The organism is Nitratireductor alexandrii (assembly GCF_004000215.1).
Classification (GTDB): domain Bacteria; phylum Pseudomonadota; class Alphaproteobacteria; order Rhizobiales; family Rhizobiaceae; genus Mangrovimarina; species Mangrovimarina alexandrii.
The window spans coordinates 49,582-74,600 of sequence record NZ_RBVY01000010.1; the positions used below are offsets into that span (position 1 = coordinate 49,582).

General features: G+C 67.3%; 24 protein-coding genes. 15 read left to right on the plus strand and 9 right to left on the minus strand.

All coding sequences use genetic code 11. The annotated features are described in order from the left end of the window. Window positions 1-31 precede the first annotated feature (31 nt). Window positions 32-1,546, plus strand: coding sequence for a sigma-54-dependent transcriptional regulator (locus EP380_RS19885; RefSeq protein WP_127600283.1), 1,515 nt, complete (start codon window positions 32-34; stop codon window positions 1,544-1,546). Between the two features lie 263 nt (window positions 1,547-1,809). Then, window positions 1,810-3,582, plus strand: a complete 1,773-nt coding sequence (gene mepK / locus EP380_RS19890) for a peptidoglycan L,D-endopeptidase MepK (protein ID WP_476739146.1) — start codon at window positions 1,810-1,812, stop codon at window positions 3,580-3,582. Window positions 3,583-3,783: 201 nt separating this feature from the next. Here mepK and EP380_RS19895 read toward each other — a convergent pair whose 3' ends face one another. Continuing rightward, window positions 3,784-4,425 (minus strand): 2-dehydro-3-deoxy-phosphogluconate aldolase, encoded by a 642-nt coding sequence (locus tag EP380_RS19895; protein WP_127600285.1) that lies wholly within the window; start codon window positions 4,423-4,425, stop codon window positions 3,784-3,786. Window positions 4,426-4,509: 84 nt separating this feature from the next. After that, window positions 4,510-5,418 carry an N-acetylmuramidase domain-containing protein gene (locus EP380_RS19900; RefSeq protein WP_127600287.1) on the minus strand — a complete coding sequence of 303 codons (909 nt, stop codon included), beginning with the start codon at window positions 5,416-5,418 and terminating at the stop codon, window positions 4,510-4,512. A gap of 177 nt (window positions 5,419-5,595) precedes the next feature. Here EP380_RS19900 and trhO point away from each other — a divergent pair, with 177 nt between their 5' ends. From trhO to EP380_RS19920, 4 genes are all read left to right on the plus strand, one after another. Continuing rightward, complete coding sequence (gene trhO, locus EP380_RS19905; protein ID WP_127600289.1) at window positions 5,596-6,543, plus strand: oxygen-dependent tRNA uridine(34) hydroxylase TrhO; 948 nt, start codon at window positions 5,596-5,598, stop codon at window positions 6,541-6,543. Between the two features lie 80 nt (window positions 6,544-6,623). Then, window positions 6,624-7,379, plus strand: a complete 756-nt coding sequence (locus EP380_RS19910) for a tellurite resistance TerB family protein (RefSeq protein WP_127600291.1) — start codon at window positions 6,624-6,626, stop codon at window positions 7,377-7,379. Window positions 7,380-7,626: 247 nt separating this feature from the next. Continuing rightward, on the plus strand, window positions 7,627-8,382 hold the full coding sequence (locus tag EP380_RS19915; RefSeq protein WP_127600293.1) for an SDR family oxidoreductase: 756 nt from the start codon (window positions 7,627-7,629) through the stop codon (window positions 8,380-8,382). Between the two features lie 165 nt (window positions 8,383-8,547). Beyond that, complete coding sequence (locus EP380_RS19920; RefSeq protein ID WP_127600295.1) at window positions 8,548-10,326, plus strand: SLC13 family permease; 1,779 nt, start codon at window positions 8,548-8,550, stop codon at window positions 10,324-10,326. 19 nt (window positions 10,327-10,345) lie between these two features. Here the strand turns inward: EP380_RS19920 and EP380_RS19925 are convergent, their stop codons facing one another. Next, window positions 10,346-10,720, minus strand: a complete 375-nt coding sequence (locus EP380_RS19925) for a YciI family protein (RefSeq protein ID WP_127600297.1) — start codon at window positions 10,718-10,720, stop codon at window positions 10,346-10,348. Between the two features lie 63 nt (window positions 10,721-10,783). Next, window positions 10,784-11,953, minus strand: a complete 1,170-nt coding sequence (locus EP380_RS19930) for a pyridoxal phosphate-dependent aminotransferase (protein WP_106570891.1) — start codon at window positions 11,951-11,953, stop codon at window positions 10,784-10,786. A gap of 137 nt (window positions 11,954-12,090) precedes the next feature. Here EP380_RS19930 and EP380_RS19935 point away from each other — a divergent pair, with 137 nt between their 5' ends. From EP380_RS19935 to denD, 5 genes are read left to right on the plus strand one after another with little or no spacing between them, the layout of a single operon-like run. Then, window positions 12,091-12,723, plus strand: coding sequence for a GNAT family N-acetyltransferase (locus tag EP380_RS19935; protein WP_420845885.1), 633 nt, complete (start codon window positions 12,091-12,093; stop codon window positions 12,721-12,723). A gap of 10 nt (window positions 12,724-12,733) precedes the next feature. Then, a complete protein-coding gene (locus tag EP380_RS19940) occupies window positions 12,734-13,690 on the plus strand; it encodes a cation diffusion facilitator family transporter (RefSeq protein ID WP_127600301.1) in 957 nt (318 codons plus the stop codon). Between the two features lie 12 nt (window positions 13,691-13,702). After that, the gene (locus EP380_RS19945) at window positions 13,703-14,461 is read left to right on the plus strand and encodes an SDR family oxidoreductase (protein ID WP_127600303.1); all 759 of its coding nucleotides are present in this window, start codon (window positions 13,703-13,705) and stop codon (window positions 14,459-14,461) included. After that, on the plus strand, window positions 14,461-14,661 hold the full coding sequence (locus EP380_RS19950; protein WP_106570887.1) for a hypothetical protein: 201 nt from the start codon (window positions 14,461-14,463) through the stop codon (window positions 14,659-14,661). The genes EP380_RS19945 and EP380_RS19950 overlap by 1 nt, the downstream gene beginning before the upstream one ends. Window positions 14,662-14,663: 2 nt before the next feature. After that, complete coding sequence (denD, locus tag EP380_RS19955; protein WP_127600433.1) at window positions 14,664-15,635, plus strand: D-erythronate dehydrogenase; 972 nt, start codon at window positions 14,664-14,666, stop codon at window positions 15,633-15,635. Between the two features lie 9 nt (window positions 15,636-15,644). On the opposite strand, the gene EP380_RS19960 is transcribed toward denD, so the two are convergent. The 4 genes from EP380_RS19960 to EP380_RS19975 form a co-directional block, all read right to left on the minus strand. Next, window positions 15,645-16,724, minus strand: coding sequence for a nickel/cobalt transporter (locus tag EP380_RS19960; RefSeq protein ID WP_127600305.1), 1,080 nt, complete (start codon window positions 16,722-16,724; stop codon window positions 15,645-15,647). An 8-nt stretch (window positions 16,725-16,732) separates the two neighbouring features. After that, on the minus strand, window positions 16,733-17,386 hold the full coding sequence (locus EP380_RS19965; RefSeq protein ID WP_238719945.1) for a DUF1007 family protein: 654 nt from the start codon (window positions 17,384-17,386) through the stop codon (window positions 16,733-16,735). An 89-nt stretch (window positions 17,387-17,475) separates the two neighbouring features. Further along, the gene (locus tag EP380_RS19970; protein WP_127600307.1) at window positions 17,476-18,375 is read right to left on the minus strand and encodes a LysR family transcriptional regulator; all 900 of its coding nucleotides are present in this window, start codon (window positions 18,373-18,375) and stop codon (window positions 17,476-17,478) included. Between the two features lie 3 nt (window positions 18,376-18,378). Next, window positions 18,379-19,584 (minus strand): amidase, encoded by a 1,206-nt coding sequence (locus EP380_RS19975; protein ID WP_127600309.1) that lies wholly within the window; start codon window positions 19,582-19,584, stop codon window positions 18,379-18,381. A gap of 548 nt (window positions 19,585-20,132) precedes the next feature. Here EP380_RS19975 and odc2 point away from each other — a divergent pair. Both odc2 and EP380_RS19985 read left to right on the plus strand, forming a co-directional pair. After that, window positions 20,133-21,266: an ornithine/lysine decarboxylase gene (odc2, locus tag EP380_RS19980; RefSeq protein ID WP_127600311.1), complete on the plus strand. Its 1,134-nt coding sequence runs from the start codon at window positions 20,133-20,135 to the stop codon at window positions 21,264-21,266. Window positions 21,267-21,387: 121 nt separating this feature from the next. Then, on the plus strand, window positions 21,388-21,978 hold the full coding sequence (locus tag EP380_RS19985; protein ID WP_127600435.1) for a GNAT family N-acetyltransferase: 591 nt from the start codon (window positions 21,388-21,390) through the stop codon (window positions 21,976-21,978). Between the two features lie 103 nt (window positions 21,979-22,081). On the opposite strand, the gene EP380_RS19990 is transcribed toward EP380_RS19985, so the two are convergent. Beyond that, on the minus strand, window positions 22,082-22,363 hold the full coding sequence (locus tag EP380_RS19990; protein ID WP_106570880.1) for an SCP2 sterol-binding domain-containing protein: 282 nt from the start codon (window positions 22,361-22,363) through the stop codon (window positions 22,082-22,084). Between the two features lie 143 nt (window positions 22,364-22,506). Between EP380_RS19990 and EP380_RS19995 the strand changes: the two genes are divergently transcribed. Continuing rightward, window positions 22,507-23,382 (plus strand): SDR family oxidoreductase, encoded by an 876-nt coding sequence (locus EP380_RS19995; RefSeq protein WP_127600313.1) that lies wholly within the window; start codon window positions 22,507-22,509, stop codon window positions 23,380-23,382. After that, on the plus strand, window positions 23,382-24,992 hold the full coding sequence (locus tag EP380_RS20000) for an acyl-CoA carboxylase subunit beta (protein WP_127600314.1): 1,611 nt from the start codon (window positions 23,382-23,384) through the stop codon (window positions 24,990-24,992). Before EP380_RS19995 ends, EP380_RS20000 begins: the two co-directional genes overlap by 1 nt. Window positions 24,993-25,019: the final 27 nt, after the last annotated feature.

Sequence of the window (25,019 nt, forward strand, 5' to 3'; positions counted from 1 at the left end):
TCCAGCGAGGACGGCTTTGTCCAGCGCCACCATGACAGACACCATCCTGATCGTCGATGACGATCCCGTGCAAAGGCGGCTTCTGGAAGCCGCGGTGAGCCGAGCCGGCCACGCCTGCGTCACTGTCGACGGCGGCAAGGCGGCGATGGCGCACCTGACCGGACCCAAGGGGCAGGGAACCGGAGGGGTCATCCTCGACCTGGCCATGCCCGACATGGACGGGCTCGCCGTGCTTGCGGCCATGCGGGCGGTCGGCATCGATCTGCCGGTGATCGTCCAGACCGCCCAGGCCGGCATCGAGACGGTGGTCTCGGCGATGCGTGCCGGCGCGTTCGACTTCGTCGTCAAGCCGGTGTCGCCGGACCGGCTTCGCGTCGCGATCGCCAACGCGCTCAAGGTCAAGGCGCTGGGGGGGAACGAGCGCGTCTCGCGGCCGGCCCATATCGAGACGCTGGCGATCAAGGATCTCGTCACCCGCAGCCCGTCGATGGACCGGGTCGTGCGGCTGGCGGAAAAGGCGGCCGCCTCCAGCATCCCGATCCTGATCGAAGGCGAGTCGGGCGTCGGCAAAGAGGTGATCGCGCGCGCGATCCGTGGCGCCAGTCCGCGCCGTTCGAAACCCTTCGTGACGGTGAATTGCGGCGCGATCCCCGAAAATCTGGTCGAAAGCATCCTGTTCGGTCATGAGAAGGGCTCCTTCACCGGTGCCCAGGACAAACATGCCGGCAAGTTCGTCGAGGCCAGCGGCGGCACGCTGTTTCTCGACGAGATCGGCGACCTGCCGCTCGACGTCCAGGTCAAGTTGCTGCGCGCGGTCCAGGAAGGCGAAGTCGACCCGGTCGGTGGGCGGGCGGCGGTCAAGGTCGATATCCGCCTGATCTCGGCCACCCATCGCGATCTGCTGCAGCGCGTCAAGGACGGTTTCTTTCGCGAGGATCTCTTCTATCGGCTCAACGTCTTCCCGATCTACGTGCCGCCGCTGCGCGACCGGCGCGAGGATCTGGACGATCTGGTGAGCCTGTTCATCAACCGTTTCAGCGGCGCGGAGACCGGTGGCCGCGTCACTGGCATCTCGGGCGAGGCGATGGCGGTTCTGAAAGCCTATGACTGGCCCGGAAATATCCGCCAGCTCGAAAACGCGATCTTTCGCGCGGTGGTGCTGAGCGAAGGGGCAACGCTGACCTCGGAGGAATTTCCGCAGATCCGCGCGCAGGTCGGCACGATCGATCCGGTCGAGGAACGCGGGCTCTATCTGGAAAGCCCGCCCAGCCTGGAGGTCGATCCGGCGCGCGCCGACCTGGTGATCGGGATCGACGCCAAAGACCGGGCGGGAGCCGGCACGCTCGCGCTTTTCGACGAGCGCGGCAATGTGCGCTCGCTCGCCGTGATCGAGCGCGAGGCGATCGCGTTTGCCATCGAGCATTATTCCGGACAGATGAGCGAGGTCGCCAGACGGCTGGGGATCGGGCGGTCGACACTCTATCGCAAGCTCAAGGAATATGGCATCGATCCCGACGCAGGACGCGGCGAACATGCGGCCGGTTGAGGCCGCCCGATCGGCAAGGCGCGATAAATCTTTGGTTTACCTTGACCTCGGTCAAGGGGGCTTTGCCGGATTTCTGCCATCGTCTCACCGCATTTGATCTTCAATAAGCGTCGATTAACCATTAGGGATGATAGTGCGGACGCACCGGAATGCGTCTGTCGGTCTTCCGGGGACACTTCAAAGCCACAAGGCCTCTTGATTTGAACGACCAGACTTCTTCCATCGGCGGATGGCGAACGAGCGCGCTTTTCCGTCCCGTCCACATGGCGGTTTTGCTGCTGGCGGCATGCGTCATGCTGACGACGGCCGAGGCGCGCGCGGAAACGCGCACGTTGAAGCTCTATTTCATCCATACCAAGGAACGCGCCGAGATCACCTATAAGCGCAATGGGCGCTACCTGTCCTCGGGGCTGAACAAGATCAACCGCTTCCTGCGCGACTGGCGGCGCAACGAGCCGACGAAGATGGATCCCCGCCTGCTCGACATCGTCTGGGAAGCCTACCAGAAGGTCGGTGGGCGCGACTATATCCACGTCGTGTCGGGCTATCGTTCACCGTCCACCAACTCCATGCTGCGCAAGCGCGGCCGCGGCGTCGCCAAGAAAAGCCAGCATATGCTCGGCAAGGCGCTGGATTTCTATATTCCCGGCGTGCCGCTGAAAAAGCTGCGCAATGCCGGCTTGCATACGGGCGGCGGCGGGGTCGGCTATTATCCGCGCTCCGGGTCTCCGTTCGTCCATTTCGACACCGGCAGCGTCCGGCACTGGCCGCGCATGAGCCGGCGCGAACTGGCGTCCGTGTTCCCCAACGGCAAGACCCTGCACGTGCCGACCGACGGCAAGCCGCTGCCCGGATACAATCAGGCGCTCGCCGCCTACAAGTCGCGCAAGAGCGGCGGCGGCACCGTTCAGGTCGCACGCAGCGATGACAGGGATACGGGGTCCGCGACCAAGTCTTCCGGCGGCGGCCTTCTGGCCAATCTGTTCGGTGGCGGGGCCGACGAGGAAGAAGACAACAACGCGATCTCGCAGGAGCCGATGCGGCGCGGACAGACCGTCCCCAGGGCGGCGCCCAAGCCCAGGCCCGCGGGCGAACTGCCGGGCGTCGCGGTGGCTTCCGCGCCGGCGCCGAAGGCCGAGGAACCGCCCCGGGTCGACACGCCTGAGACGATCCTGGCCGCCTTGCCCGAGCGCAGCGTGCCGCTGCCGGCTTTCGCGCCCAGGCCGAAGGCGGATGTTGGAACAGGGCTCGCGCTCGCGGCCGAAGACAGCGCCAACGAAACCGAAACGGGCCAGGAGACCGTGCTCGCCTACGGCGTGCCGCTGCCGGCGACCCGACCGGGCGCCCGCGAGGCGATCGCGCTTGCCGCGGCCGGAAACGAGCCGGCCGGCGCCGCGGACGCAGCCGCCGAAATCCGCAAATCGGCGATCGCCGGCATTATCGAAAAGTCGCGCCGTCTGGTGGCCGACGACGAAAGGAGGGATGCCGAACAGCGCGAGATCGTGCTGGCCGCCTTCGCTCCGGTTCCCGAATTCCGGCCCGGCGACGGCCCGGTCAAGGAAATCGTCGCCGCCCTGCCGCGCCCGCGCCCGAACGACCGGCTGCGCGAGGAAATCACCGGCGCCACCGGCACCGCCCCGACGAAGGGCGGACGGCTCGCCGCGCCGAAGGACACGCAGCGCGCCCTGCTTCTGGCCAGCACCGGCTATCGCGACGCCGAGGCGGTGATCGACACGCGGGTGAAGACCACCGACAAGGGCGCCAAGCCCGGCCCCTCGGACGCCAAGGGCGACCGCCGGTCGGTGACGTTGCCGGTCGAGGAGATCAAGGCGCGCTGGGCGCTGGAGACCGCCGGTCGGGCGACGCGTTCGATCGCCAGCGCCAAGACGCCGTCATTGGCGCACAACGCGATCCGCATCGCGCCGACGCAGGTCTACACGGGCGGTTTCGAAACCGCGCCGGCTGAACCCGATCCGGCACGGTTCTCCGGCAATGCGGTGACCTTCCTGTCGGTGGCGCGCTTCGAAAGCGAGTAGCGCGCCGCCGGCGCACATGCGATCCGCCGCCTTGGCCGGGGCGTCTTTGCCCGAACTCGTTCGACTGTCGGCATGTCCTGTTCCGGCAGGGCGCACGCCCTCCAGGCTGCGAAAGACCGGAGGGTCAAACGCTTCCTGCGAAAGATGACGGCGCCAGACGGCAACGCGTGCGCCCCGCTGCGCCTTGCCGATCCGGTTTTCTCAGACTTTTGACAGCGCGGCCGCATCGCGCGCCAACGCCTCGATCCCGTCCCAGTCTCCCGCTTGCAGGAGCGTATCGGGCACGATCCACGAGCCCCCCACGCAGATCACGTTCGGCAAGGACAAATAGGCCGGCGCGTTGGCGGGCGTCACGCCGCCTGTCGGGCAAAAGCGGGTGCCGGCGAGCGGCGCCGACAGGGCTTTGAGAAAGGCGGTGCCACCCGATTGCTCGGCGGGAAAGAATTTTAGGATCGAATAGCCTTCCTCGGCCGCGGCCATGATCTCGCTCGGCGTCGTTGCGCCCGGCAAGAGCGGCACGTCGGTGGAGCGTGCGGCATCGAGCAGTTCCTGGGTCGTGCCGGGACTGACGATGAAACGGGCGCCGGCGCGCACGGCCTGGTCGAACTGGCGCGCGTTGAGGATCGTGCCGGCGCCGACCACCGCCTCGGGCACCTCGGCGGCGGCGATGCGGATCGCGTCGATCGCCTCGCGGGTGCGCAAGGTGATCTCGATCGCCGGCAGGCCGCCCTTGGCCAGGGCTCGCGCCAGCGGCGCGGCGTCGGCGGCGCGGTCGATCTTCAGGACGGGGATCACCGGCTGACCGGCGAGGATGGGCAGGAGCTTGTCGGTTTTTTGGGGCATGGTCGCGGCGGCGCCTTTCGTGAACCGTTCTGGAGGCGGGTATAGCCGATCGTCCCTGTAATCAGAAGCCGCGCGTGCCCGAAATCACCAGTGCGACAGCGCGCGCCGCAGGGCCGCGAGCAGCCGCTGCCAGATCAGACTTTTGTTCGCCTCCTGCCCATCGTCGGCGAGGGCCCGCCATGTCTTCGGCCCGGCGATGCCGTCGGCCCGCAGGCCGTTGCGGCGCTGGAAGGCGCGCAGCGCCCGCTCGGTCGCCGGCCCGAATACGCCGTCCTGGTCGACGGCGTGACCCGCAGCCGTCAGGCGTGCCTGCAGGCTGCGCACGCGCGCGCCGGTCGCGCCGCGGGTGACCGGCACCGTGGCGGCACCGGCGTCGATAGCGGAAGCCGGCGCTGCCGCGGCGGTGCCCACCGCTTCGTATCTGGCGACGGCGCGGGCGATCTTCCGGTCATAGCCATATTTGCGATAGCCGGGGCCGTTGTAACCCTTGGCGAAGGCGGCCCAGTCGCGGCGTCTGAGCGCGGCTGTCAGGCCGGCCTTGTCGATGTAGCGCAGCATGATCGCGATCTGGCCTTCGACGCCGGAGCGGGCCTCGTCGACCATTGACTCCACGCTTGCGTAACCGAGCCAGGCCCAGTGTGCGCCCATGACTTGGCCGATGCCCCAGGAGACAGATTCCAGCGCTGCCTTGCGGTCGATGGCGCAGGCCCGTTCCAGCAGCGCCCAGCGGGCGGCCTGGGTGCGTGGATTGGCGACGCTGCCGGGCTCGGGCGAGGCCAGGCCCGCGGCGCGGGCCCGGGCGCGTTGCGCACCCCTCAGGCGACGGTCGAAATAATGGCCCTCGAAGCGGATCACCGGCTCGCGCCGACCGGCGACGGTCGCGAAGGGTTTGCCGGCGCTTTCGACATCGGCGACAGCGAGCAAGGTCGCCGGCGCGAGGGCGTGACGCGCCGCCGCGGCGGTGATCGACTGGATGATTTCCTTGCTGAACATCTTCGGGGGCCTCCGCAACCAATGCGGACAATGATGCGGGCAGGGATGCAGAGGTGGATCGAAAGCCGGGCCGGTGCCAACGGCCCCAATGGTGTGCTTGTGTCGACGGGGCTGAAACGGCACGGCTTTTTCCCGCTGCTTGCGCTTTCGGCGCCAAGCGGATAGGCGACATCCATCATGAATTCGCCCACGGTTCCGGACCCCGTCAAGATCGCTGCGCTCTACCGCTTTCGCCGCCTGGTGCGGCCCGAGGCGCTGCGCGCGCCATTGGCCGCCTTTTGTGCTCGCCACGGTATCAGGGGCACGCTGATCGTGGCGCCGGAAGGCATTAACGGCACCGTCGCCGGCCCGGATGCCGGGGTCGACGCGCTGCTTGCCTATCTGGAACGTGACGCAGGGCTTGGCGATCTTGAGGTCAAGTTCAGCCGCGCCGGCAAAATGCCGTTCCTGCGGATGAAAGTCCGGCTGAAACGCGAGATCGTCACCATGGGTGTCGAGGCGGTCGATCCGGTGGAGGAAGCCGGAACCTATGTCGAGCCGGCGGAATGGAACCGGCTAATCGACGATCCCGATACGGTGGTGATCGACACCCGCAACGACTACGAGGTGTCGCTCGGTACTTTCGCGAATGCGCTCGATCCGGCAACCCGGCGCTTTCGCGACTTTCCGGCCTGGGCCGAGGCGCACCGCGACGCGTTTCGCGGCCGTAAGGTGGCGATATTCTGCACCGGCGGCATCCGCTGCGAAAAGGCGACCGCCTACATGAAATCGATCGGGATCGAGGAGGTCTTCCACCTCAAGGGCGGGATTCTGAAATATCTGGAAGAGATTCCGGCCGAGGCAAGTCGCTGGCGCGGTGAATGTTTCGTCTTCGACGAGCGTGTTTCGGTCGGACACGGGCTCGCACAAGGCGAAGCGTCACTGTGTCGGGCCTGCCGCCATCCGCTGAGCGGGCAGGACAGGGGCTCGCCGGGCTTCGTCGAGGGCGTCTCGTGTCCGCATTGCGCCGACAAGCGTTCGGCCGCCGATCGGGCCCGTTATGCCGAGCGTCAACGCCAGGTCGAACTCGCCGATAGTCGCGGCTTCGGACCTCATCTCGGGCAACGGGAAAATGGGAACGCCTGATCCTTTCGCCGCACATCATTGCAATGTCGTGGCCGCACGCCTAGCTAGAGGCTGCCCGAACGCCCAATCGCGGAGGTTTTATGTTCGATCCCAAGAAGCTGCTCGATGATCTGCTCGGCTCGAAAGTTCCGGGCACGGACTCAACGCTCCGCGACAAGGCGGGTCAGGCGACGCAATTGGCCAAGGACAACCCGCTGGCAACCGGCGCGCTGGTCGCCGTACTGCTGGGCACCGGCACCGGACGAGCGGTCACCGGCACGGCGCTGAAGGTCGGCGGCCTCGCCGCCGTTGCCGGTCTCGCCTACAAGGCCTATCAGAACTATCGCGCCGGCGACGCGCCGGGTTCCGACCCGGCCGCGGTCGAACCCGAGCTTCTGGCACCCCCGTCCGACAGCGAGTTCCGACCGGAAACCGCCCCGCAGGGCGAAACCGAGTTCGCGCTCACCCTGGCGCGCGCGATGATCGCCGCCGCCCGCGCCGATGGCCATGTCGACGATGAGGAGCGCGGCAAGATCGCCGACCGGCTCAGACTGTCCGGCATCGGTGAGGAGGCGGAGGCGTTCCTGGTGTCGGAACTGAAAAAGCCGGTCGACCTCGACGCGCTGGTTGTGGAGGCCCGTACCGAGGCACAGCGCGTGGAACTCTACACCGCCTCGCGGCTGGCGATCGAGCCGCAGACCCGCGCCGAGCGCGGCTATCTCGACATGCTGGCCGGGCGCCTGAAACTGCCCGACGCGCTGATCGACCACATCGAGGCGACGGTCTCTTCGGCCAAGGAGCCGGCTCCTTCGCAGCCCGCACCGGGCGATGCGCCGTCCGGCAGGTCGCCCTGGTAGGTCCGCCCCGGTAGGTTCGCCCGCGCCGGCTTTTTCGCCGTGCGGAGCTTGATGATGGCGTCGCGCGGCGGATGCCCGTTAAGGTTTCGTTAACCAGTTGAGCGCATGCTTGGTCCAGTCGGATCAGCTTTCCTCCTCCCAAGCATGGTCCAGATCGGGCGGTCGCGAATGGCCGCCCTTCCTTATTCCCAGACAGCTTGCGCATTCCGCCATCCTCTGCCAAGTGCATCGGGTCGGAGGAATGCATATGGATGCAAGCAGGGTCGCGATCGTCACCGGAGCGGGAACGGGAATCGGCAGGGCAGCCGCCGCGGCGCTGTCGCGCGACGGCTGGCACACGGTCTATGTCGGGCGGCGCGGGGCGCTGCTCGAGGAAGCGATCGCCGCGGCCGGGCAGACGCCGGGTGAGGCGCTGGCATTTCCCGTCGATGTCACCGATCCCGCGGCGGTGGACGATCTGTTCGAGCAGGTCGCGGTCCGGTTCGGGCGGGTCGATCTCCTGTTCAACAATGCCGGCATGTTCTCAAAAAGCCAGACGATCGACGAAACGCCGGTCGATCTGTGGAAGGCGGTCGTCGAGGTCAATCTGACCGGTGCCTTTTTGTGCGCGCGGGCGGCTTTCAGGCAGATGCGTCACCAGGCGCCGATGGGCGGGCGCATCATCAATAACGGTTCGATCTCCGCGCATGCGCCCCGACCGGGCTCGGCGCCTTATACGGCGACCAAGCACGCCATCACCGGCCTGACGCGGACGCTGGCGCTCGACGGGCGGCCCTTCAACATCGCCTGCGGGCAGATCGATATCGGCAACGCGCTGACCGACATGGCCGCGCCGATGGCCGACGGCGTGCCGCAGGCCGATGGCCGGATCGCGCCCGAGGCGGTGATGGATGTCGACAATGTTGCCCGTTCGTTGCTGCACATGGCCAACCTGCCGCTTAACGCCAATGTGCTGTTCATGACCGTGATGGCGACGAAGATGCCCTTTGTCGGCCGCGGTTGAGAAAAACCGTTCCGCAGGCCGCGCCAACTTCAACGGAATTGCTTGGACACGACCGGTATTGCACGCTTCGATAGGCAAGGGTGCGCGAGCGTGGCGGCGCAGGTAGGCGGCTGTGCCGCGAGGCCGCGCCCCGGACCGGGGCCAGAGTAAGGACAGACCCTAACCATGGCAGCGATTATCGACGGCTATCAAGGCTATGTCGCGCTCGCGGTGTTGGCCGTCCTGCTGGTGTTTTTCATCATCGAGCGGTATCCGCCGGAGGTCACGGCGGTTGCCGGCGCGGCGGCATTTCTCGTCCTCGGGCTGACGCCCGCCGAAGAGGCCACGAAGGTTTTTTCCAATGCAGCGCCGCTGACGATCGCGGCCATGTTCGTGCTGTCGGGAGCGCTGGTGCGTACCGGGGTCCTGGAAATGGTCGCCGACAGGGTGATCGGCCAGGCGGCGCGCCGCCCGGCGACCGCCATCGGCGTGCTCCTGTTCGGCGCGGTCGCGGCCTCGGCCTTCATGAACAACACCCCGGTGGTGTTGATTCTGATCCCGATCGTGTTCCGGCTCGCCCGCTCGCTCGATGTCGCCGCGACCCGTCTTTTGATCCCCGTCTCCTACGCCGCGATCCTCGGCGGCACCTGCACGCTGATCGGCACCTCGACCAACATTCTCGTCGACGGCGTGGCGCGCGAGGCCGGGCTGGCGCCGTTTTCGATCTTCGAGATGACCCCGGTCGGCTTGGTGGCGGCCCTGACCGGTACGGTCGTCATGCTCACTCTCGGCCGTTTTCTGCTGCCCGACCGGCGCACAGGCGGCGAAACCTCGCCGGCCGGACAGACCGAATTCCTGTCCGAGATCACGGTGCGGGCCGAAGGCCGCTACACCCAACACAAGATCGGGCAACTGGCCGATTTCAAGCGCTCCGGCCTGCGCATCCTCGGTCTGCGCAGCGGCACCGACATCATGCGCGAGAATATCCAGGACCGGATCATGAAACGCGGCGATTCGCTAATCGTTGCGGCGACGGCGGCCGAGATCCTGACGCTGAACGAACAAGCCGACCTGCGGGTGGGCATGCGCCGCGGGCAGGAGCGCACCGGCGAACGGGTCGCGGTGGAGGCGGTTGTGGCGCCGCATCGCGGCACGGCCGGCGGCCGCATCGCCGACCTGTCGCTCGGCCGGCGCTATGGCGTGCGCGTGCTCGGCGCGCACCGGCATCGCCACATTCCCGGTTCCGATCTGGAAAGCGTGATGCTGCGGCCGGCCGACAAGCTGCTTCTGGAAGGCCCGCCGGCCAATTTCGACGCCCTCACCGAGGATGCGGCGCTGGTTTCGGTAACGCGGCCGAGCGGACGTCCTTATCGGCGCGGCAAGGCGCCGGTCGCCGTGCTGGCGCTCGCCGCCGTGGTGCTGCTTGCCGCCGTCCAGGTCATGGACATAGCGATCCTGGCGATGCTCGCCGTCGCGGCAATCCTGGTGCTGCGCTGCATCGACAGCGACGAGGCGTGGGGGTCGATCGACGGATCGATCCTGGTGCTGATCTTTTCCATGCTGATCGTCGGGGCCGGACTGGAGAAATCCGGCGGGGTCATGCTGATCGTCTCGGCGCTGACGCCGCTGCTTGAGGCCTCTCCGCCGCTGGTCACGCTCGCCGCGATCTATATTCTGACCTCGATCTTCACCGAACTGGTCAGCAACAACGCCGTGGCGGTGCTGATGGCGCCGATCGCGATCGGGCTCGCCGCCCAGCTCGGCATCGACGCGCGCCCCTTCCTGATCGCGGTGATGATCGGCGCCAGCGCCAGTTTCGCCACCCCGATCGGCTATCAGACCAACACGCTGGTCTACGGTGCGGGCAATTACCGTTTCGCCGATTTCCTCAAGATCGGCGTGCCGATGAATTTGTCGATCGCCGCCACCACCTGTCTGGCGATTTGGTATCTCTACGATCTGTGAGCCTCGCGGCGGGCCGCCTTCAGCCGTCTTGCACGGCCGCGCCGGGCAGGTAGAGCGTGATCGGGCGGATCTCGTAGACGGCCGATCTGTTGACGCGCTGCAGGTCGCGGGCGGCCGCGACCGCGGCGTCCAGCGTGTCGCATTCCAGCACGTAGAAGCCGAGCAACTGCTCCTTGGTCTCGGCGAAGGGGCCGTCGATTACTATCGGTTCGCCGGGCCCGCGCAGGGTGACGGCGGTGCCGGTTCCATCGAGCCGGGCCGCCGGCCCGAGCCGGTTTTGCCGGGCGATCTTGTCGTGAACCCTCATCAGGCCCGCCATCAGCGCGGCGTCCTCGTCGGGCGACAGCGCGGAAACGGCCTGTTCTTCGTGATAGGCGAGTATGGCGTAGAGCATGCTTCCTCCCGATTGCCCCACGCGCCCGGCGGTGAGGGCGGTGTTGATCCCGGCTGCCGTGGATCAGCGGGTCAAGAACGCCTCCATACGCTCGATCGCGCGCAGGATGTTTTCTTCCGAGTTGGCGTAGGACAGGCGCAGATAGCCTTCGCCGAGCACGCCGAAATCCGGCCCGCCGATCGTCGCCACGCCGGCCTCGTCGAGAAGGGCGGCCGCCATTTTCTTGGCCGGCAAGCCGGTGTCGCGCACGTTCGGATAGGCATAGAAAGCGCCCTTCGGCGTCACGCAGGAGATGCCGGGCAGGCCGTTCAGCCCTTCCACGATCACTTTGCGGCGGCGATCGAAGGCGCGCAGCATGGTCTCGACCTCGTCCTGCGGCCCGTCAATCGCCGCGATGCCGGCATATTGGCTCGGGGCGTTGACGCAGGACCAGCAATTGACGGCGAGCTTGCGCACCTTGTCGTAGAGCCGCTCCGGCCAGATCGACCAGCCCATGCGCCAGCCGGTCATGGCCCAGGTCTTGGACCAGCCGTTGAGCACGATCAGCCGGTCGCGGATTTCGGCAAAGCCGAGCAGCGAAGAGTGCCGCTCGCCGTCATAGGTCATCACGTCGTAGATCTCGTCCGACAGCAGGGCGACATCGGGAAACGCGGCAAGGCCGGCGACCAGTTTTTCGATCTCGGCGCGCGGCGTGACGCCGCCGGTCGGATTGGCGGGCGAGTTGAGCACCAAAAGCCTGGTTCGCGGCGTGATCAGCGCCAGCGTTTCCTCGGCGGAGAAGGCGAAGCCGTTTTCCTCGCGCATCGGCACGGGAACGGGCGTGGCGCCGGTGAACTCGATCATCGAGCGGTAGATCGGAAAACCGGGATCGGGATAGAGGATGTCCGCACCCGGTTCGCCGAACATCAGGATCGCCGCGAACATGGTCGGCTTGCCGCCCGGCATGATCATCACAGACTCAGGCGAAACCTCGACGCCGGTGGTGGCCAGCGTGCGGCGCACGACGGCCTCGCGGGTGGCGATCAGGCCGTTGGCGGGGGTGTAGCCGTGATGGCCGTCGCGCAGCGCCTTGACGGCGGCCTCGACGATGTGGGCGGGCGTGCTGAAATCGGGCTGGCCGATGCCCAGATTGATGATGTCGCGCCCCTGTTCGGCAAGCTTGGTGGCCCGCGCGAGCACGGCGAAGGCGTTTTCCTCGCCGATGCGGTCGAAGGCCGGAATCGTGTGGAGCATGCGGCGTATCCTTGTGGTCCTTTCCGTTCTGCGCGACTTTTGTGAGCCTCCGGCGGCAAAAGTCAAACGGCAGGAGCATTGAGGTGGGTGAGGAGCTTGCAAACTGGACCGGGCGGCCGCGGCCGCACCATACGGCCATGGAAGGGCGTTTCGTGCGGCTCGAACCGCTCGACCCGGCACGCCACGGCGACGGGCTTTATGCGGCCTCGACCGTTGCCGATGCGCCGGAGCGGTTCCGGTGGCTGCCCGAGTTTCCGCCGGCAAGCCGGGCCGACTTCCAGCCCTGGCTCGACAAGGCGGCGGCGAGCGCGGACCCGCTGTTCTTCGCCGTCATCGACCGCCGCAGCGGGACGGTGTGCGGACGCCAGACGTTGATGCGCATCGACGCGGCGAACGGGGTGATCGAGATCGGCAATATCTATTGGGGGCCGGTGATCGCGCGCACGCCGGCCGCCACCGAGGCCCTCTATCTGTTCGCCGCCCATGCGTTCGACGCGCTCGGTTATCGGCGCTTCGAATGGAAATGCAACGACCGCAACGCGCCGTCCAAGCGCGCGGCGGAACGGTTCGGGTTTTCGTTCGAAGGGGTTTTCCGCCAGCATATGGTCGTGAAGGGCGAAAACCGCGACACGGCATGGTATGCGATGATCGACTCGGAATGGCCGGCGCTGAAACGGGCCTTCGAGGCCTGGCTCGACCCGGCCAATTTCGACGGTGAAGGACGACAGCGGCGCCGGCTCGAGGCATGCCGTGAGGCGATCAAGGAGTAGGTCTTCGGTCATGGGGCACGACCACAGCCACGACCACAGCCACGATCACAGCCACGATCACAGTCACGATCACGGGCACGACCATGGCTCCGGCAACAAGACGCGCATGCTGATCGCCGCGCTCCTGACCGGCGGTTTCATGATCGTGGAGGCGGCCGGCGGACTTTTGACCGGGTCGCTGGCGCTGCTGGCCGATGCGGGCCACATGCTGACCGATACGGTCGCGCTGTCGCTCGGCTGGTATGCCTTCCATCTCGCCGAACGCCGCGCCAACGAGCGCCTGACCTACGGCTACGACCGCATCAAGACGCTGGTTGCCTACACCAACGGCCTGACGGTGTTCGTGATCGCGTTGTGGATCGTCTACGAGGCGTGGGAGCGGTTTTCGACGCCGTCGCCGGTGCTGGGCGGTCCGATGCTTGTCGTCGGCCTTGCCGGCCTCCTCGTCAATGTCGCGGCGTTTTTCGTCCTGCACGGTGGGTCGCGCGACGACCTCAACATGCGCGGCGCCATTCTGCACGTGCTGGGCGACCTTCTCGGCTCCGTCGCCGCGATCGCCGCCGCGCTCATCATTCTGGCCACGGGCTGGTATCCGATCGACCCGATCCTGTCGGTGTTGGTGGCGGTGCTGCTTTTCCGCAGCGCCTGGGCGCTAATCCGCGATTCGGGCCATGTGCTTCTGGAAGGCGCGCCAACGCGCCTCGACCGCGACGCCATCGCGCGCGATCTGGAAACCCATGTCGCCGGCGTGCGCGACATCCACCACATGCATGTGTGGTCGATGGACGGCCGCCGCACCATGGCGACCCTGCATGCCAGTCTGGACGGCGGGATGGCGGCCGGCGAGGCGATCGCGCGCATCAAGGCGCGGCTTTCGGACGTGCACGGCATCGGCCACACCACCGTCGAGCCCGAATATGGCGATTGCGCCGACCAACGCAACGATCACACGAACCATTCGCATTGAAGAGAGGTGAACATGGCCGGCAGGCTGAAAGGCAAGATCGCGGTCGTCACCGCGGCGGGGCAGGGGATCGGGCGCGCGATCGCCGAAGCGTTCGTCGCCGAGGGCGCGACGGTCTACGCGTCCGATCTGGCGCGTGACAAGCTGGACGATCTGCGGCGGGTCAAACGGGCCAGGCTCGACGTCCGCTCGACGCGGGCGGTGGAAAAATACGCCGAAAAGGTCGGCGATATCGACATTCTGGTCAATGTCGCCGGTTTCGTGCATCACGGCACCGTGCTCGACTGCTCTGAGAAGGACTGGGACTTCTCCTTCGACCTCAACGTCAAATCCATGCACCGCATGATCGCGGCTTTCCTGCCCGGCATGCTCCGGCGCGCCGGGGAGACCGGGAGCTCGGCCTCGATCATCAATCTGTCCTCCGGCGCCTCGTCGCTGAAGGGCGCTCCCAACCGCTACGCCTATGGCGCGACCAAGGCGGCGGTGATCGGCCTGACCAAGTCGGTCGCGGTCGATTTCATCCGCCAGGGTGTGCGTTGCAACGCGATCTGCCCCGGCACGGTGCGTTCACCGTCCTGGGAGGCGCGGGTGGAGGAACTCGGCCAATCCGTCGGGGGGACCGACAAGGCGATGGAAATGTTCGTGTCGCGCCAGCCGATGGGCCGGGTCGGCGAAGCCGCCGAAATCGCCGCGCTCGCGCTTTATCTGGCCGCCGACGAATCGGCCTTCACCACCGGCACGGCGATCCCGGTCGATGGCGGGTGGACGCTGTGATGGACGCCCGGACCCGCAACGCGGCGATCGCGGCCGCGATCATCCTGGTCGGCTTTGGCCTGGTCGCCTTCTACATGCCCACGATCATGCTCGCGGTCGGCGAGAGCTCGCCGCTTGCCGCCGGGGCCATCGCGGTGGCCTTCGTGGTGGCGTTCTTTCTGGTGTTCTGGCTGCGTGGCCGCGCGCAGCGACGCAAATGAGCATGCGGGTCCTGGTAACGGGCGCGGCCGGGATGATCGGACGCAAGCTCGTCGCCCGGCTCGCGCGCGACGGGGCGCTCAACGGCAGGCGGCTCGCCGCGCTCGACCTGCACGACATCGTCGGCGCCGACGCGCCGGCGATGAACGGGGCCACGGTCTCGACCCATATCGGCGACCTTGCCGCGCCCGGAGAGGCCGACAGGCTGGTCGCGGCGAAACCGGATGTGGTGTTTCACCTCGCCGGCGTCGTGTCGGCGGAGGCCGAAGCCGATTTCGACAAGGGTTATCGGGTCAATCTCGACGGCACGCGCGCCCTGTTCGAGGCGATCCGCCATGCCGGCCACGCGCCGCGGCTGGTGTTTTCGTCCTCGATCGCGGTGTTCGGGGCGCCGTTTCCCGACACGATCCCCGACGATTTCCACCCCACGCCGCTGACCTCCTACGGTACCCAGAAACTGATCGGCGAGGCGCTGCTGGCCGACTATTCGCGCCGCGGCTTTCTCGACGGGATCGGGCTTCGCCTGCCGACCATCTGCGTCAGGCCGGGCAAGCCTAACAAGGCGGCGTCCTCGTTCTTTTCGGCGATCATTCGCGAACCGCTCGCCGGCCGCGAGACGGTGCTGCCGGTGCCGCGCTCGGTGCTGCACACCCATGCCAGCCCGCGCGCGGCGGTGGGTTTCCTGCTACACGCGGCCGGGCTCGACGGCGAGGCGGTCGGGCCGCGGCGCAACCTCACCATGCCGGGCGTCGCCTGCACGGTCGGCGAACAGATCGACGCGCTCGAGCGTATCGCCGGGACAAAGGCGGTTGGGCTGATCCGCGAGCGGCGCGACGAGACGGTTTGGGCGATCGTGCGCAATTGGCCGACGCGGTTTACGGCCGAACGAGCCCGCGCGCTCGGGTTCAGGGCCGAGACCGGCTTCGACGAGATCGTCAGGGCGCATATCGAGGACGAGCGCGGCGGCACGCTCTGACCGCCGTTGCTACGCTTGCAGGCTCGCTGTGAGCAACGTGAGGCCGATCAGGAAGACGAAGGCGGCGCCGCCGATCTCGATCGCGGCGTGGATGCGATTGCCCAGACGGCCGTCGCCGGCAAGCGCCACGGCCCAGTTCTTGGCGACGACGGCCAGCGTGGCGAGCACCGAGACGGTGATCGCGGTGCCGAGCGCCATGGCGAGCACGGAGACGATGCCGCCGAGCCACAGGCCGTTGAGGAAGGAAAAGGTCAGGACGATCAGCGCGCCCGAACAGGGCCGCAGGCCGACGGCCGCCACCGCCGACCAGGCGGTGCGCCAGGTGAAACGGTCGCCGGAGATAAGTTGAGGGTTCGGCGCATGGGCATGGCCGCAACTGGCGCAGGCCGCGCCGGGGGCGTGGTCATGATGGTGATGGTGCCCGTCGCCGTGGTTATGGGCGTGATCGTGTGCGTGAGCGCCGTGATGATGATGATGATGATGGTCGTGGTCGGTCGCGATCGCCGCCGAAAGATTCTGCACCGGACCGCCGAAAAGCCGCGTGCGCAGCCGCGGACCGGCTTTCTGCCACAGGAGCCAGGCACCGAACAGCGTGATTAGAGCGTAGCTGGCCACTTCCAGGAACCAGGTCGCGCCGGTCATCGAGATCGCGGTGCCGCGCAGGACCAAAAAGACCGCGCCGATCAGCAGGATGGCGCTCAGTGCCTGGAGGAAGGCCGAGACGAAGGAGAGCATCACGCCGCGTTTGAGCGCCACCTCGTTGGCCAGCATGTAGGACGAGATCACCGCCTTGCCATGGCCCGGTCCGGCGGCGTGAAAGATGCCGTAGGCGAAGGAGAGCCCGACGAGCAGCCAAAGCTTGCCGCTATCCTCGCGCATCGCCTTCAACGCGCCGGTGAGCGCGCGGTAGAAGGCCTGCTGCTGGGTGTTGACCCAGTTGACCAGGCCGCCGAAAAGCCCGGTTTGCGGCAGCATTGCCTCGTTGGTGCCGATGCCGAGCGAGCTCTGGGCATGGCCGGGTTCGACCGCCAGCAGAAGGGTTCCGGCGGCCAGGACGGCCAGTGCGGGGATCGTGCGTGCTTTGGTCATGGCCGGCCTCAACCCTGTGCGGGGCAGGAGATTTCGAGCCGGGTCGCGAACAGCTTGCTCATGTCGTTGCCGGTCGGGTCGTTGAAGAAGGCCTCGGTCAGCGAGGACTGGTTTTGGGCGATCGCCTCGTCCGGATCGGGCCGCACCACCTGGCGCTCGCAGCCCGAAGGCAGGCCTTCGACCGCCATATAGGCATCCTCGATGAAATCGATCGCGGTATAGAAGGTCGGGTCGTAGACACCGAAATCCACCGTGCCGTCGAGTTCCAGCCTGTCCTTGGGCTGGGATTCGAACAGGATGATGAGCTGATTGTCCTCGAAATTGACCATCAGCCGGTCCGGCGCCTTCATGGCGACCGGCTTGCCGTTGGCCGACACGATCTGGAAATAGTCGAACTCGCCGATCGAATCGTAGACCACGCTCGAGACCTCCTCGAGTTCGTCGGGGCCCAGTTTCAGATCGCCGTTCTTGTCGAATTCCACCAGTACGGTGCTGGAGAACAGGTCGTCGAAGCGCCACAGATGCCGCAGCGCGGTGACGGACTTGTCGGCGCCGATCACGACGTCGAGCCGTGCCTCGGCGAAAACATGCGGGTGGGCGCCGGCCGGTCCGGCTGTGCTGGCGGCCACGGCCACGAGAGCGGTGAGGATCGAATGTCGCATGGTCGGCCGCATGGACTACCTGCCGGATGGGAAGATGGAATCGTGCCGCAGCATGACCACAAAGCGGGCGAAATTAGGACCGTCCCGTGTCATGGCGCACGTTCGTCCTTGAACCATTGCACGAGGAAGTCGACGAAGACACGAACCTTGGCCGGCAGATAGCGGCGATGCGGATAGACGGCGAAAATGCCGGCATCCGTCGGCATGCGGTCGTCGAACAGCGTCGTCAGCCGTCCGGCCTCGATCTCGGGGGCGGCGATGAAGTCGGGCAGGATGGCGAAACCGAGCCCGGCCAGCGCCGCCGCGCGCGCGGCCAGCGGGCTGTTGACCTCGATCGGGCCGGAAACCGGCACGGTGATCGTCTCGCCGTCGTCGCCCATGAACGGCCAGTTGGAAAGCCAGCGCCCATTGGTGTCGATGATGCAGGGCAGGTCCGCCAGGTCCTGCGGCCGCCTGGGTGCGCCGCTTTTTTTAATGAGGCCGGGCGTGGCGCAGACCTTGACCGTGAACGGGGCGAGGCGGCGCGCGATCAGCGAGGAATTTTCAAGCCGGGCGATGCGGATGGCGAGATCGAAGCCCTCCTCGACCAGATCGACGAAGCGGTCGTCGAGATTGATGTCGAGCACGATATCGGGATGGGCGGCGGCGAAGTCGATCAGCGACTGGCCGATCGGCGCGTCGGCGAAGGTGCGCGGCGCCGACAGCTTGATGCGGCCCTTCACGTCGCCGGAGGATTCGCGCACCGAATCGGCCAGGCTGTCGATCTCGCGGATGATTTCGGAAGCGCGGCGAAAATAAGTATGGCCGGCTTCCGTCAGCGAGAACTGGCGCGTCGTGCGGTTGAGCAGCAGCGCACCGAGATCATCCTCCAGCTCGCGGACATATTTCGACAGCAGCGCCTTGGAACGGCCGATCTTGCGCGCGGCGGCGGAAAACCCTTCCGCCTCGACCACCGAGATGAAGGCACGCATCCGGGTGAGTGTGTCCATGGCTCAGCCTTTCCCGGCGTGGCCGAGGATCGTTCGCGCAATCCCGATCAGCGCCCGGTCGCTGCCGGCAGGTCCGAGCAGGGAAATTCCGAACGGCGCGCCGTCGACCCGGCCGAGCGGCAGGGTGATTTGCGGAAATCCGGTGAGGCCCGACAGGCACAACAGGCCGAGCGCGCGCTCGCGATAAGCTTGCAAGGCCTCGAAGGGCGCGTCCGCGCGCGGCGCGGCCCCGGGCACGGTCGGCAGGACCAGCAGGCCGTTTCTCCCGAGCATGGCGGCAAGCGCCTCGCGCAGGGCGTTGCGCCGGCCGGTCTCGGCCGCCGCCGCGTCCGGGCCGATGCTGCGGCCGAAATCGAAGCGCTCGCGCACGCCCGGGCCGAGATGACGGTCTTTTGCCGACAACCATTGGCCGTGCGCGGCCCAGGCCTCGTGAGCCTGCAACCTGCGAAACGCCCAGTAGAGATCGTCGACGGCGAACGGCAAAGCGGGCGCGGTTTCCGCCTCGCCCAGCACCGCGGCGACGATCGCCGCCATGCGCCGGTACTCATCGGCCTCCGCCGGTCCCAGAACGAGATCGTCAAGCACGGCCAGGCGCATGGGACGCAAAGCCGGTTCGTCCTTAGGCCCGTCGGTCGCGTCGCCAAGCAGCAGCTCGCCGACCTTGGCGTAAGTGTCGATGTCCTTGGCGAACCAGCCGAACGTGTCGAAGGACGGCGCCAGCGGCATCGCGCCGTCGAGCGAGATCGCGCCGTGGGTGGTGCGCAGGCCGATCACGCCGCAAAAGCTCGCCGGCGCGCGGACCGAGCCGCCGGTATCGGAACCGGTGGCGATGTCGGCCAGGCCGGCGGCGACGGCGGCGGCCGATCCCGAGGACGAGCCCCCGGTCACGCGCTCGGGTGCTGCCGGGTTCACCGGAGGGGCGAAATGCGCGTTCTGGCCCATCAGCGAGAAGGCGAGTTCGTCGGTCTGGGTCTTGCCGACGAAACGGGCGCCGGCCGTCAAAAGACGCTCGACCGCCGGTGCCGAGCGTTCGGCGATGCCGGCCTCGGCCTCGCGGTCGGGGTTGCCGCAGCCGGTCTTCATGCCGGCGACGTCGAAAATATCCTTGACGGCGAGTGTCAGGCCCGAAAGCGGGCCGGACGCGACCTCGCCGAGATCGGGGGCGGGATAGTCGAGCAGGGCGTTGTGGGGCGGAAGTGTATGGGTCATCGTTCGCAATCAGTTTACGGTGTGGGCAAGAATGTTCGACGGGCGAAAAATTGCAAGTCCGGATCGATTTTTCATTGATTGTGACGAACGTCGCGCCTATATCCGCGCCTGCCCAAAGTCGCACGTGCCTGTGGGTGTCCGCCGGTCCTCGAAATGGCGAGGAAGCCGGTACGGTACCTGGACCTAACCACTCCAGTCGATCTCGCGGCCCAACCGCAGATCGAGGACATCTTGAAGCAACGACGGTGCGGGCCTTTCTGGTGTCTGCCGGTTGTCCATAAACCGGGGTTACTGAAGAGGCACACCTTCATTGCCGGCAGTGCGGAACGGGTCTCCCAATCCAAAGCTGAGGCAGACAAAGCGAATCTTCGCCCCAAAGGCGCAGGTTCATCGCCGCGTGAAACGCGTTTCGAGCTCCGGTCATTTCCACCGTCCGGATCCCGCCGCGCATTTTCGCGCCCTTTGTCCACCGCGGGGCCGGACGCCGTGTGCGCCGATGCCCGCGACCCTTGAGCCTGGCGGGTCGAACCGCCTGTTGGAGAGACCCGATGGCAACGCAGCGTATCCTCGATTTCCTCGCCACCCGCCGTCCCGACGGCCCCTGCCTGATCGTCGATCTCGACGTCGTGCGCGACAATTACCGTGCCTTCGAGAAGGCGCTGCCGGAAAGCCGCATCTTCTATGCCGTCAAGGCCAATCCGGCGCCGGAGATCCTGCGCCTGCTCGCCTCGCTCGGCTCGTCCTTCGACACGGCTTCGGTGGCCGAGATCGAGATGGCGCTGGAGGCCGGCGCGACGTCCGACCGCATCTCCTACGGCAACACCATTAAGAAGGAGCGCGACATCGCGCGCGCCTACGACCTCGGCATCCGGCTGTTCGCCGTCGACTGCGTGGAAGAGGTCGACAAGATCGCCCGCGTTGCGCCCGGCAGCCGCGTCTTCTGCCGCGTGCTGACCGACGGCGAGGGCGCCGAATGGCCGCTCAGCCGCAAGTTCGGTTGCGTGCCGGCGATGGCCGTCGACGTGTTGCGCCACGCCGCGGCGCTGGGCCTCGACGCTCATGGCGTGTCGTTCCATGTCGGCTCGCAGCAGACCGACTTGTCGGCCTGGGATAAGGCGCTGGGCGACGCCAAGGCGGTGTTCGCGACGCTCGCCGACGAGGGCATCGTCTTGAAGATGGTCAATATGGGCGGCGGTTTCCCGACCCGCTACCTGAAGGACGTCCCGGCCGCCCAGGCCTACGGCCAGGCGATCTTCGAGGCGCTGTCGCGGCATTTCGGCAACCGGCTGCCCGAGACCATCATCGAGCCCGGCCGCGGCATGGTCGGCAATGCCGGCGTCATCAAGTCGGAGGTCGTCTTGATCTCGAAAAAGGCCGACAACGACAATGTGCGCTGGGTCTATCTCGACATCGGCAAGTTCGGCGGCCTGGCCGAGACGATGGACGAGGCGATCCGCTACCCAATCGTGACGGCGCGTGACGGCGACGAGGCCGCGCCCTGCGTGCTCGCCGGCCCGACCTGCGATTCGGCCGACGTGATGTACGAGAAGACGCCCTATCCGCTGCCGTTGTCGCTGACCATCGGCGACGAGGTGCTGATCGAGGGCACCGGCGCCTACACCACCACCTATGCCTCGGTCGCCTTCAACGGCTTCGAGCCGCTGCGATCCTACGTGATCTGACGGTTCGCAAGACCGTCGGATCATCCGGCGGCGGGCGTTCTGCCCGCCCCGGCCCGCTTGTGGACACGTGTCTCCGCTTGGGAAGGATCTGGAGATGGACCAGCGCGAATTTTTTCCGGTGATGGCGCTCGTGCCGCCTTTGCCCGCTGCGCCGGGCACGGGGGCAGGCGCCGCGACGATCACGCTTGAGACCGACGCCGACGCGCTCGCGCGCGAGGCGCTGCTCGACCGGGCGATGGGGCCCGGCCGCACACGCAAATCCTCCGAAAGACTGCGCCGCGGCCGCCTGCCGGCCGCCGGCCTGGCGTTTGCGGCGCGCGACGGCGCGGGCCGGCTGGTCGGTACGGTGCGGCTGTGGAACGTGGCGGCGGCACGGTCGCCGTCGCCTTCCGGCTTGTTGCTGCTCGGCCCGCTGGCGGTCGATCCCTCGCTCAAGGGCGCGGGCGTCGGCGCGGCGCTGATGCGCCACGCGATCGGGGAGGCCGGCCGCCTCGGCCATGGCGCGATCCTGCTCGTCGGCGACCCGGATTATTATCGGCGTTTCGGCTTCAGCGCCGACAAGACCGACGCGCTCGCCATGCCCGGCCCCTACGAAAAACACCGGCTTCTGGCGCTGGAACTGCGGCCGGGTGCGCTCGACGGCGCAAGCGGCGTGCTGGGCGCGTGCGGGAAAAGGAGCCCGCGGAGCCGCGCGCGCAGGATGGCGGCCTAGACCACGTCCCGCGAACTCGCATCCGGTCGCTCGGCGGCATGCAGCCAGTAAAAAGCCCGGCGCTAAGCGCCGGGCGATCGTCGCGGCAAGGCAGGTTTTCGGATCAGAGCACCTGGCTCAAGGCCATCGCCGCCGACATGTCGCCGTCGACCTTCATCTTGCCCTGCATGAAGGCGGCCGTCGGGTTGAGTTCGCCGGCGACCAGCGACTCGAAATCGTCCTTGGACATGGAAATCGTGCAGTCCGCCTCGCCTCCGCCGGTCGAGACGCTGGTGCCGTCGATCATGATGGCGCCGGCCTCGCCGAGGTCGAACTTCACCGATTTGTCGAATCCGGAATCGGCGAGGCGCTCGCCGATTTTTGCTGCGATCGAATCAAGGCTCATGGGCTTTCTCCTCGTGGCGGCGCGCGCCTTTGTGGCGATGTCGGTTCGTCCCGCCGGCAAGGCGACGGGCAGGCCGGTGATAGCAGTCGATTGACGTTTACGTCAACGTTGACTAGCGTCGTCGTCGCGGGAGGAGGCGCGCGATGGGCTATCGAAGCATTTTGCGGGACGACTGCTTTGCCGGCGAGGTCCATCTCGTCACCGGCGGCGGGTCGGGCATCGGCCGCTGCATCGCGCATGAACTGGCAGCGCTCGGCGCCCATGTCGTCATCACCGGCCGCAAGCCGGACAAGCTCGAGGCGGTTGTCGCCGAGATCACGCAGGATGGCGGCAGCGCCGAGGCGCGGGCCTTCGACATTCGCGACGAAGAGGCGGTGAAACAGGCACTGGCCGGCGTCGTGGAACGCCACGGCCGGCTTCACGGGCTGGTCAACAATGCCGGCGGGCAGTTTCCCGCGCCGCTGGAGGCGATCTCCAAGCGTGGTTTCGAGGCGGTGGTCGCCAACAATCTGACCGGCGGTTTCCTGATGATGCGCGAGGCGTTTTGCCAGTCGATGCGCAAGCATGGCGGCGCGGTCGTCAACATGGCCGCCGATATGTGGCGCGGCATGCCGGGCATGGGGCATTCGGGCGCGGCACGGGCGGGCATCGTCAATCTGACCAAGACGGCGGCCTATGAGTGGGGCCGGCACGGCGTGCGGGTCAACGCCGTCGCGCCGGGCTGGATCGCCTCGTCGGGCATGGACACCTATGAGGGCATGACCAGAGCGCTGATCCCGCATCTGAAGGATCACGTGCCGATCGGGCGCATCGGGGTCGAGGCCGAAGTGTCGTCGGTGGTGTGTTTCCTGCTGTCGCAGGCGGCGTCCTTCGTCACCGGCGTCACCGTGCCGATCGACGGCGGCGCGCCGCTCGGCAGCCCGCTCTACCCGGTGCAGGCGAAGAGCCGGATCGCCGCCTTCGACGGGTTTCACCGCGCCGTGACGCCCGCGGCCCTTGCCGGGGAGGATGCGGGCTGATGCCGGCGCTGATGTCCGCGCTTGATGTCCGCTCGCAGGATTTTGCGGCCAATGCCGAGGCTATGGCCGAAAAGCTCGACGCGGTGCGGGCGCTCGAGCAGCGCGTGCGCGACAATTCGGCGGCGCGCCGGGCGCGGTTCGAGGCGCGCGGTCAGATCCTGCCGCGCGAGCGTGTCGAGCGGCTGCTCGATCGCGGCCAGCCCTTTATCGAGCTGTGCACGCTCGCCGGCTACAAGATGCACGACGACGACGGCGGCAAGACCATCATGGGCGGCGGCACCATCGCCGGCATCGGCGTGGTGGCCGGCCGGCGGTGCATCGTCTCGGCCTCCGATTCCGGCATCAAGGGCGGCACGGTCCCGCCGATCGGGCTGAAGAAGGCGTTGCGCCTGCACGAGATCGCTTTCGAAAACCGGCTGCCGCTGATCTATCTGGTCGAAAGCGGCGGCGCCAACCTGCTTTATCAGGCCGAGATGTTCGTGGAAGGCGGACGCTCCTTCGCCAACCAGGCCCGGCTGTCGGCCGCCGGCATTCCGCAGATCGCCATCGTGCACGGATCCTCGACGGCGGGCGGCGCCTATCTGCCGGGACTGTCCGACTATGTCGTTCTGGTGCGCGGGCGCTCGAAGATCTTTCTGGCCGGCCCGCCGCTGGTCAAGGCGGCGATCGGCGAGGAGGCGGACGACGAGGCGCTGGGCGGCGCCGACCTGCACGGCACGGTCACCGGGCTCGGCGAATATCTCGCCGAGGACGACGTTCAGGCGATCGCCTATGGCCGCGAGATCATGAAGACGATCGGCTGGGACGCCGTCGCGCCCGCGCGGCCGGCCGCGCCGCCGCTTTACGACGCCGAGGAACTGATGGGCATCGTGCCGCTCGACGACAAGGCGCCCTTCGACATGAAGGAGGTGATCGCGCGCATCGTCGACGGGTCGGACTTTCTGGAATTCAAGCAGGCCCATTCGCCCGACACGATCTGCGGTCATGCCACGGTCGAGGGACATCGCGTCGGCATTCTCGCCAATAACGGCCCGATCATGCCGACCGGATCGCTCAAGGCGGCGCAGTTCATCCAGCTCTGCGATCAGGCCGGCACGCCGCTGGTCTTTTTGCAGAACACCACCGGCTACATGGTCGGCTCGCGGGCCGAGCGCGACGGCGCGATCAAGCACGGCTCGAAAATGATCCAGGCGGTCGCCAATGCGCGGGTGGCGAAATTCACCTTCATTCTCGGCGGCTCCTATGGCGCGGGCAATTACGGCATGTGCGGGCGGGGGTTCTCGCCGCGTTTCATCTTTTCGTGGCCCTCGGCGCGCACCGCGGTGATGGGCGCCGCGCAGGCGGCCAAGGTGATGGAGATCGTCAGCCGCGGCAAGGCGGCCGCTTCCGGCGCGCAGCCCGACGAGGAGCAGCTTGCGAAGATGAGCGCCGGCATACGCGCCGGCGTCGAGGCGCAGTCGACGGCTCTCTTCGCCACCGCCAGGCTGTGGGACGACGGCATCATCGACCCGCGCGACACCCGGCGCGTGCTGGGGCTCTGTCTTCAGATCGCGGCGGAAGGCGCTGGGCGCGAACTCAGGCCCAACGCCTTCGGCGTGGCACGGGGATGAGCGTCCAGGCACACAGGAAGGAATGAC

Excerpts from the sequence above, each read along its gene's own strand:
- EP380_RS19885 (WP_127600283.1), top strand. The coding sequence starts at position 32 with ATGACAGACACCATCCTGATCGTCGATGACGATCCCGTGCAAAGGCGG.
- mepK (WP_476739146.1), top strand. The coding sequence starts at position 1,810 with ATGGCGGTTTTGCTGCTGGCGGCATGCGTCATGCTGACGACGGCCGAG.
- EP380_RS19895 (WP_127600285.1), bottom strand. The coding sequence starts at position 4,425 with ATGCCCCAAAAAACCGACAAGCTCCTGCCCATCCTCGCCGGTCAGCCG.
- EP380_RS19900 (WP_127600287.1), bottom strand. The coding sequence starts at position 5,418 with ATGTTCAGCAAGGAAATCATCCAGTCGATCACCGCCGCGGCGGCGCGT.
- trhO (WP_127600289.1), top strand. The coding sequence starts at position 5,596 with ATGAATTCGCCCACGGTTCCGGACCCCGTCAAGATCGCTGCGCTCTAC.
- EP380_RS19910 (WP_127600291.1), top strand. The coding sequence starts at position 6,624 with ATGTTCGATCCCAAGAAGCTGCTCGATGATCTGCTCGGCTCGAAAGTT.
- EP380_RS19915 (WP_127600293.1), top strand. The coding sequence starts at position 7,627 with ATGGATGCAAGCAGGGTCGCGATCGTCACCGGAGCGGGAACGGGAATC.
- EP380_RS19920 (WP_127600295.1), top strand. The coding sequence starts at position 8,548 with ATGGCAGCGATTATCGACGGCTATCAAGGCTATGTCGCGCTCGCGGTG.
- EP380_RS19925 (WP_127600297.1), bottom strand. The coding sequence starts at position 10,720 with ATGCTCTACGCCATACTCGCCTATCACGAAGAACAGGCCGTTTCCGCG.
- EP380_RS19930 (WP_106570891.1), bottom strand. The coding sequence starts at position 11,953 with ATGCTCCACACGATTCCGGCCTTCGACCGCATCGGCGAGGAAAACGCC.
- EP380_RS19935 (WP_420845885.1), top strand. The coding sequence starts at position 12,091 with ATGGAAGGGCGTTTCGTGCGGCTCGAACCGCTCGACCCGGCACGCCAC.
- EP380_RS19940 (WP_127600301.1), top strand. The coding sequence starts at position 12,734 with ATGGGGCACGACCACAGCCACGACCACAGCCACGATCACAGCCACGAT.
- EP380_RS19945 (WP_127600303.1), top strand. The coding sequence starts at position 13,703 with ATGGCCGGCAGGCTGAAAGGCAAGATCGCGGTCGTCACCGCGGCGGGG.
- EP380_RS19950 (WP_106570887.1), top strand. The coding sequence starts at position 14,461 with ATGGACGCCCGGACCCGCAACGCGGCGATCGCGGCCGCGATCATCCTG.
- denD (WP_127600433.1), top strand. The coding sequence starts at position 14,664 with ATGCGGGTCCTGGTAACGGGCGCGGCCGGGATGATCGGACGCAAGCTC.
- EP380_RS19960 (WP_127600305.1), bottom strand. The coding sequence starts at position 16,724 with ATGACCAAAGCACGCACGATCCCCGCACTGGCCGTCCTGGCCGCCGGA.
- EP380_RS19965 (WP_238719945.1), bottom strand. The coding sequence starts at position 17,386 with ATGCGACATTCGATCCTCACCGCTCTCGTGGCCGTGGCCGCCAGCACA.
- EP380_RS19970 (WP_127600307.1), bottom strand. The coding sequence starts at position 18,375 with ATGGACACACTCACCCGGATGCGTGCCTTCATCTCGGTGGTCGAGGCG.
- EP380_RS19975 (WP_127600309.1), bottom strand. The coding sequence starts at position 19,584 with ATGACCCATACACTTCCGCCCCACAACGCCCTGCTCGACTATCCCGCC.
- odc2 (WP_127600311.1), top strand. The coding sequence starts at position 20,133 with ATGGCAACGCAGCGTATCCTCGATTTCCTCGCCACCCGCCGTCCCGAC.
- EP380_RS19985 (WP_127600435.1), top strand. The coding sequence starts at position 21,388 with ATGGCGCTCGTGCCGCCTTTGCCCGCTGCGCCGGGCACGGGGGCAGGC.
- EP380_RS19990 (WP_106570880.1), bottom strand. The coding sequence starts at position 22,363 with ATGAGCCTTGATTCGATCGCAGCAAAAATCGGCGAGCGCCTCGCCGAT.
- EP380_RS19995 (WP_127600313.1), top strand. The coding sequence starts at position 22,507 with ATGGGCTATCGAAGCATTTTGCGGGACGACTGCTTTGCCGGCGAGGTC.
- EP380_RS20000 (WP_127600314.1), top strand. The coding sequence starts at position 23,382 with ATGCCGGCGCTGATGTCCGCGCTTGATGTCCGCTCGCAGGATTTTGCG.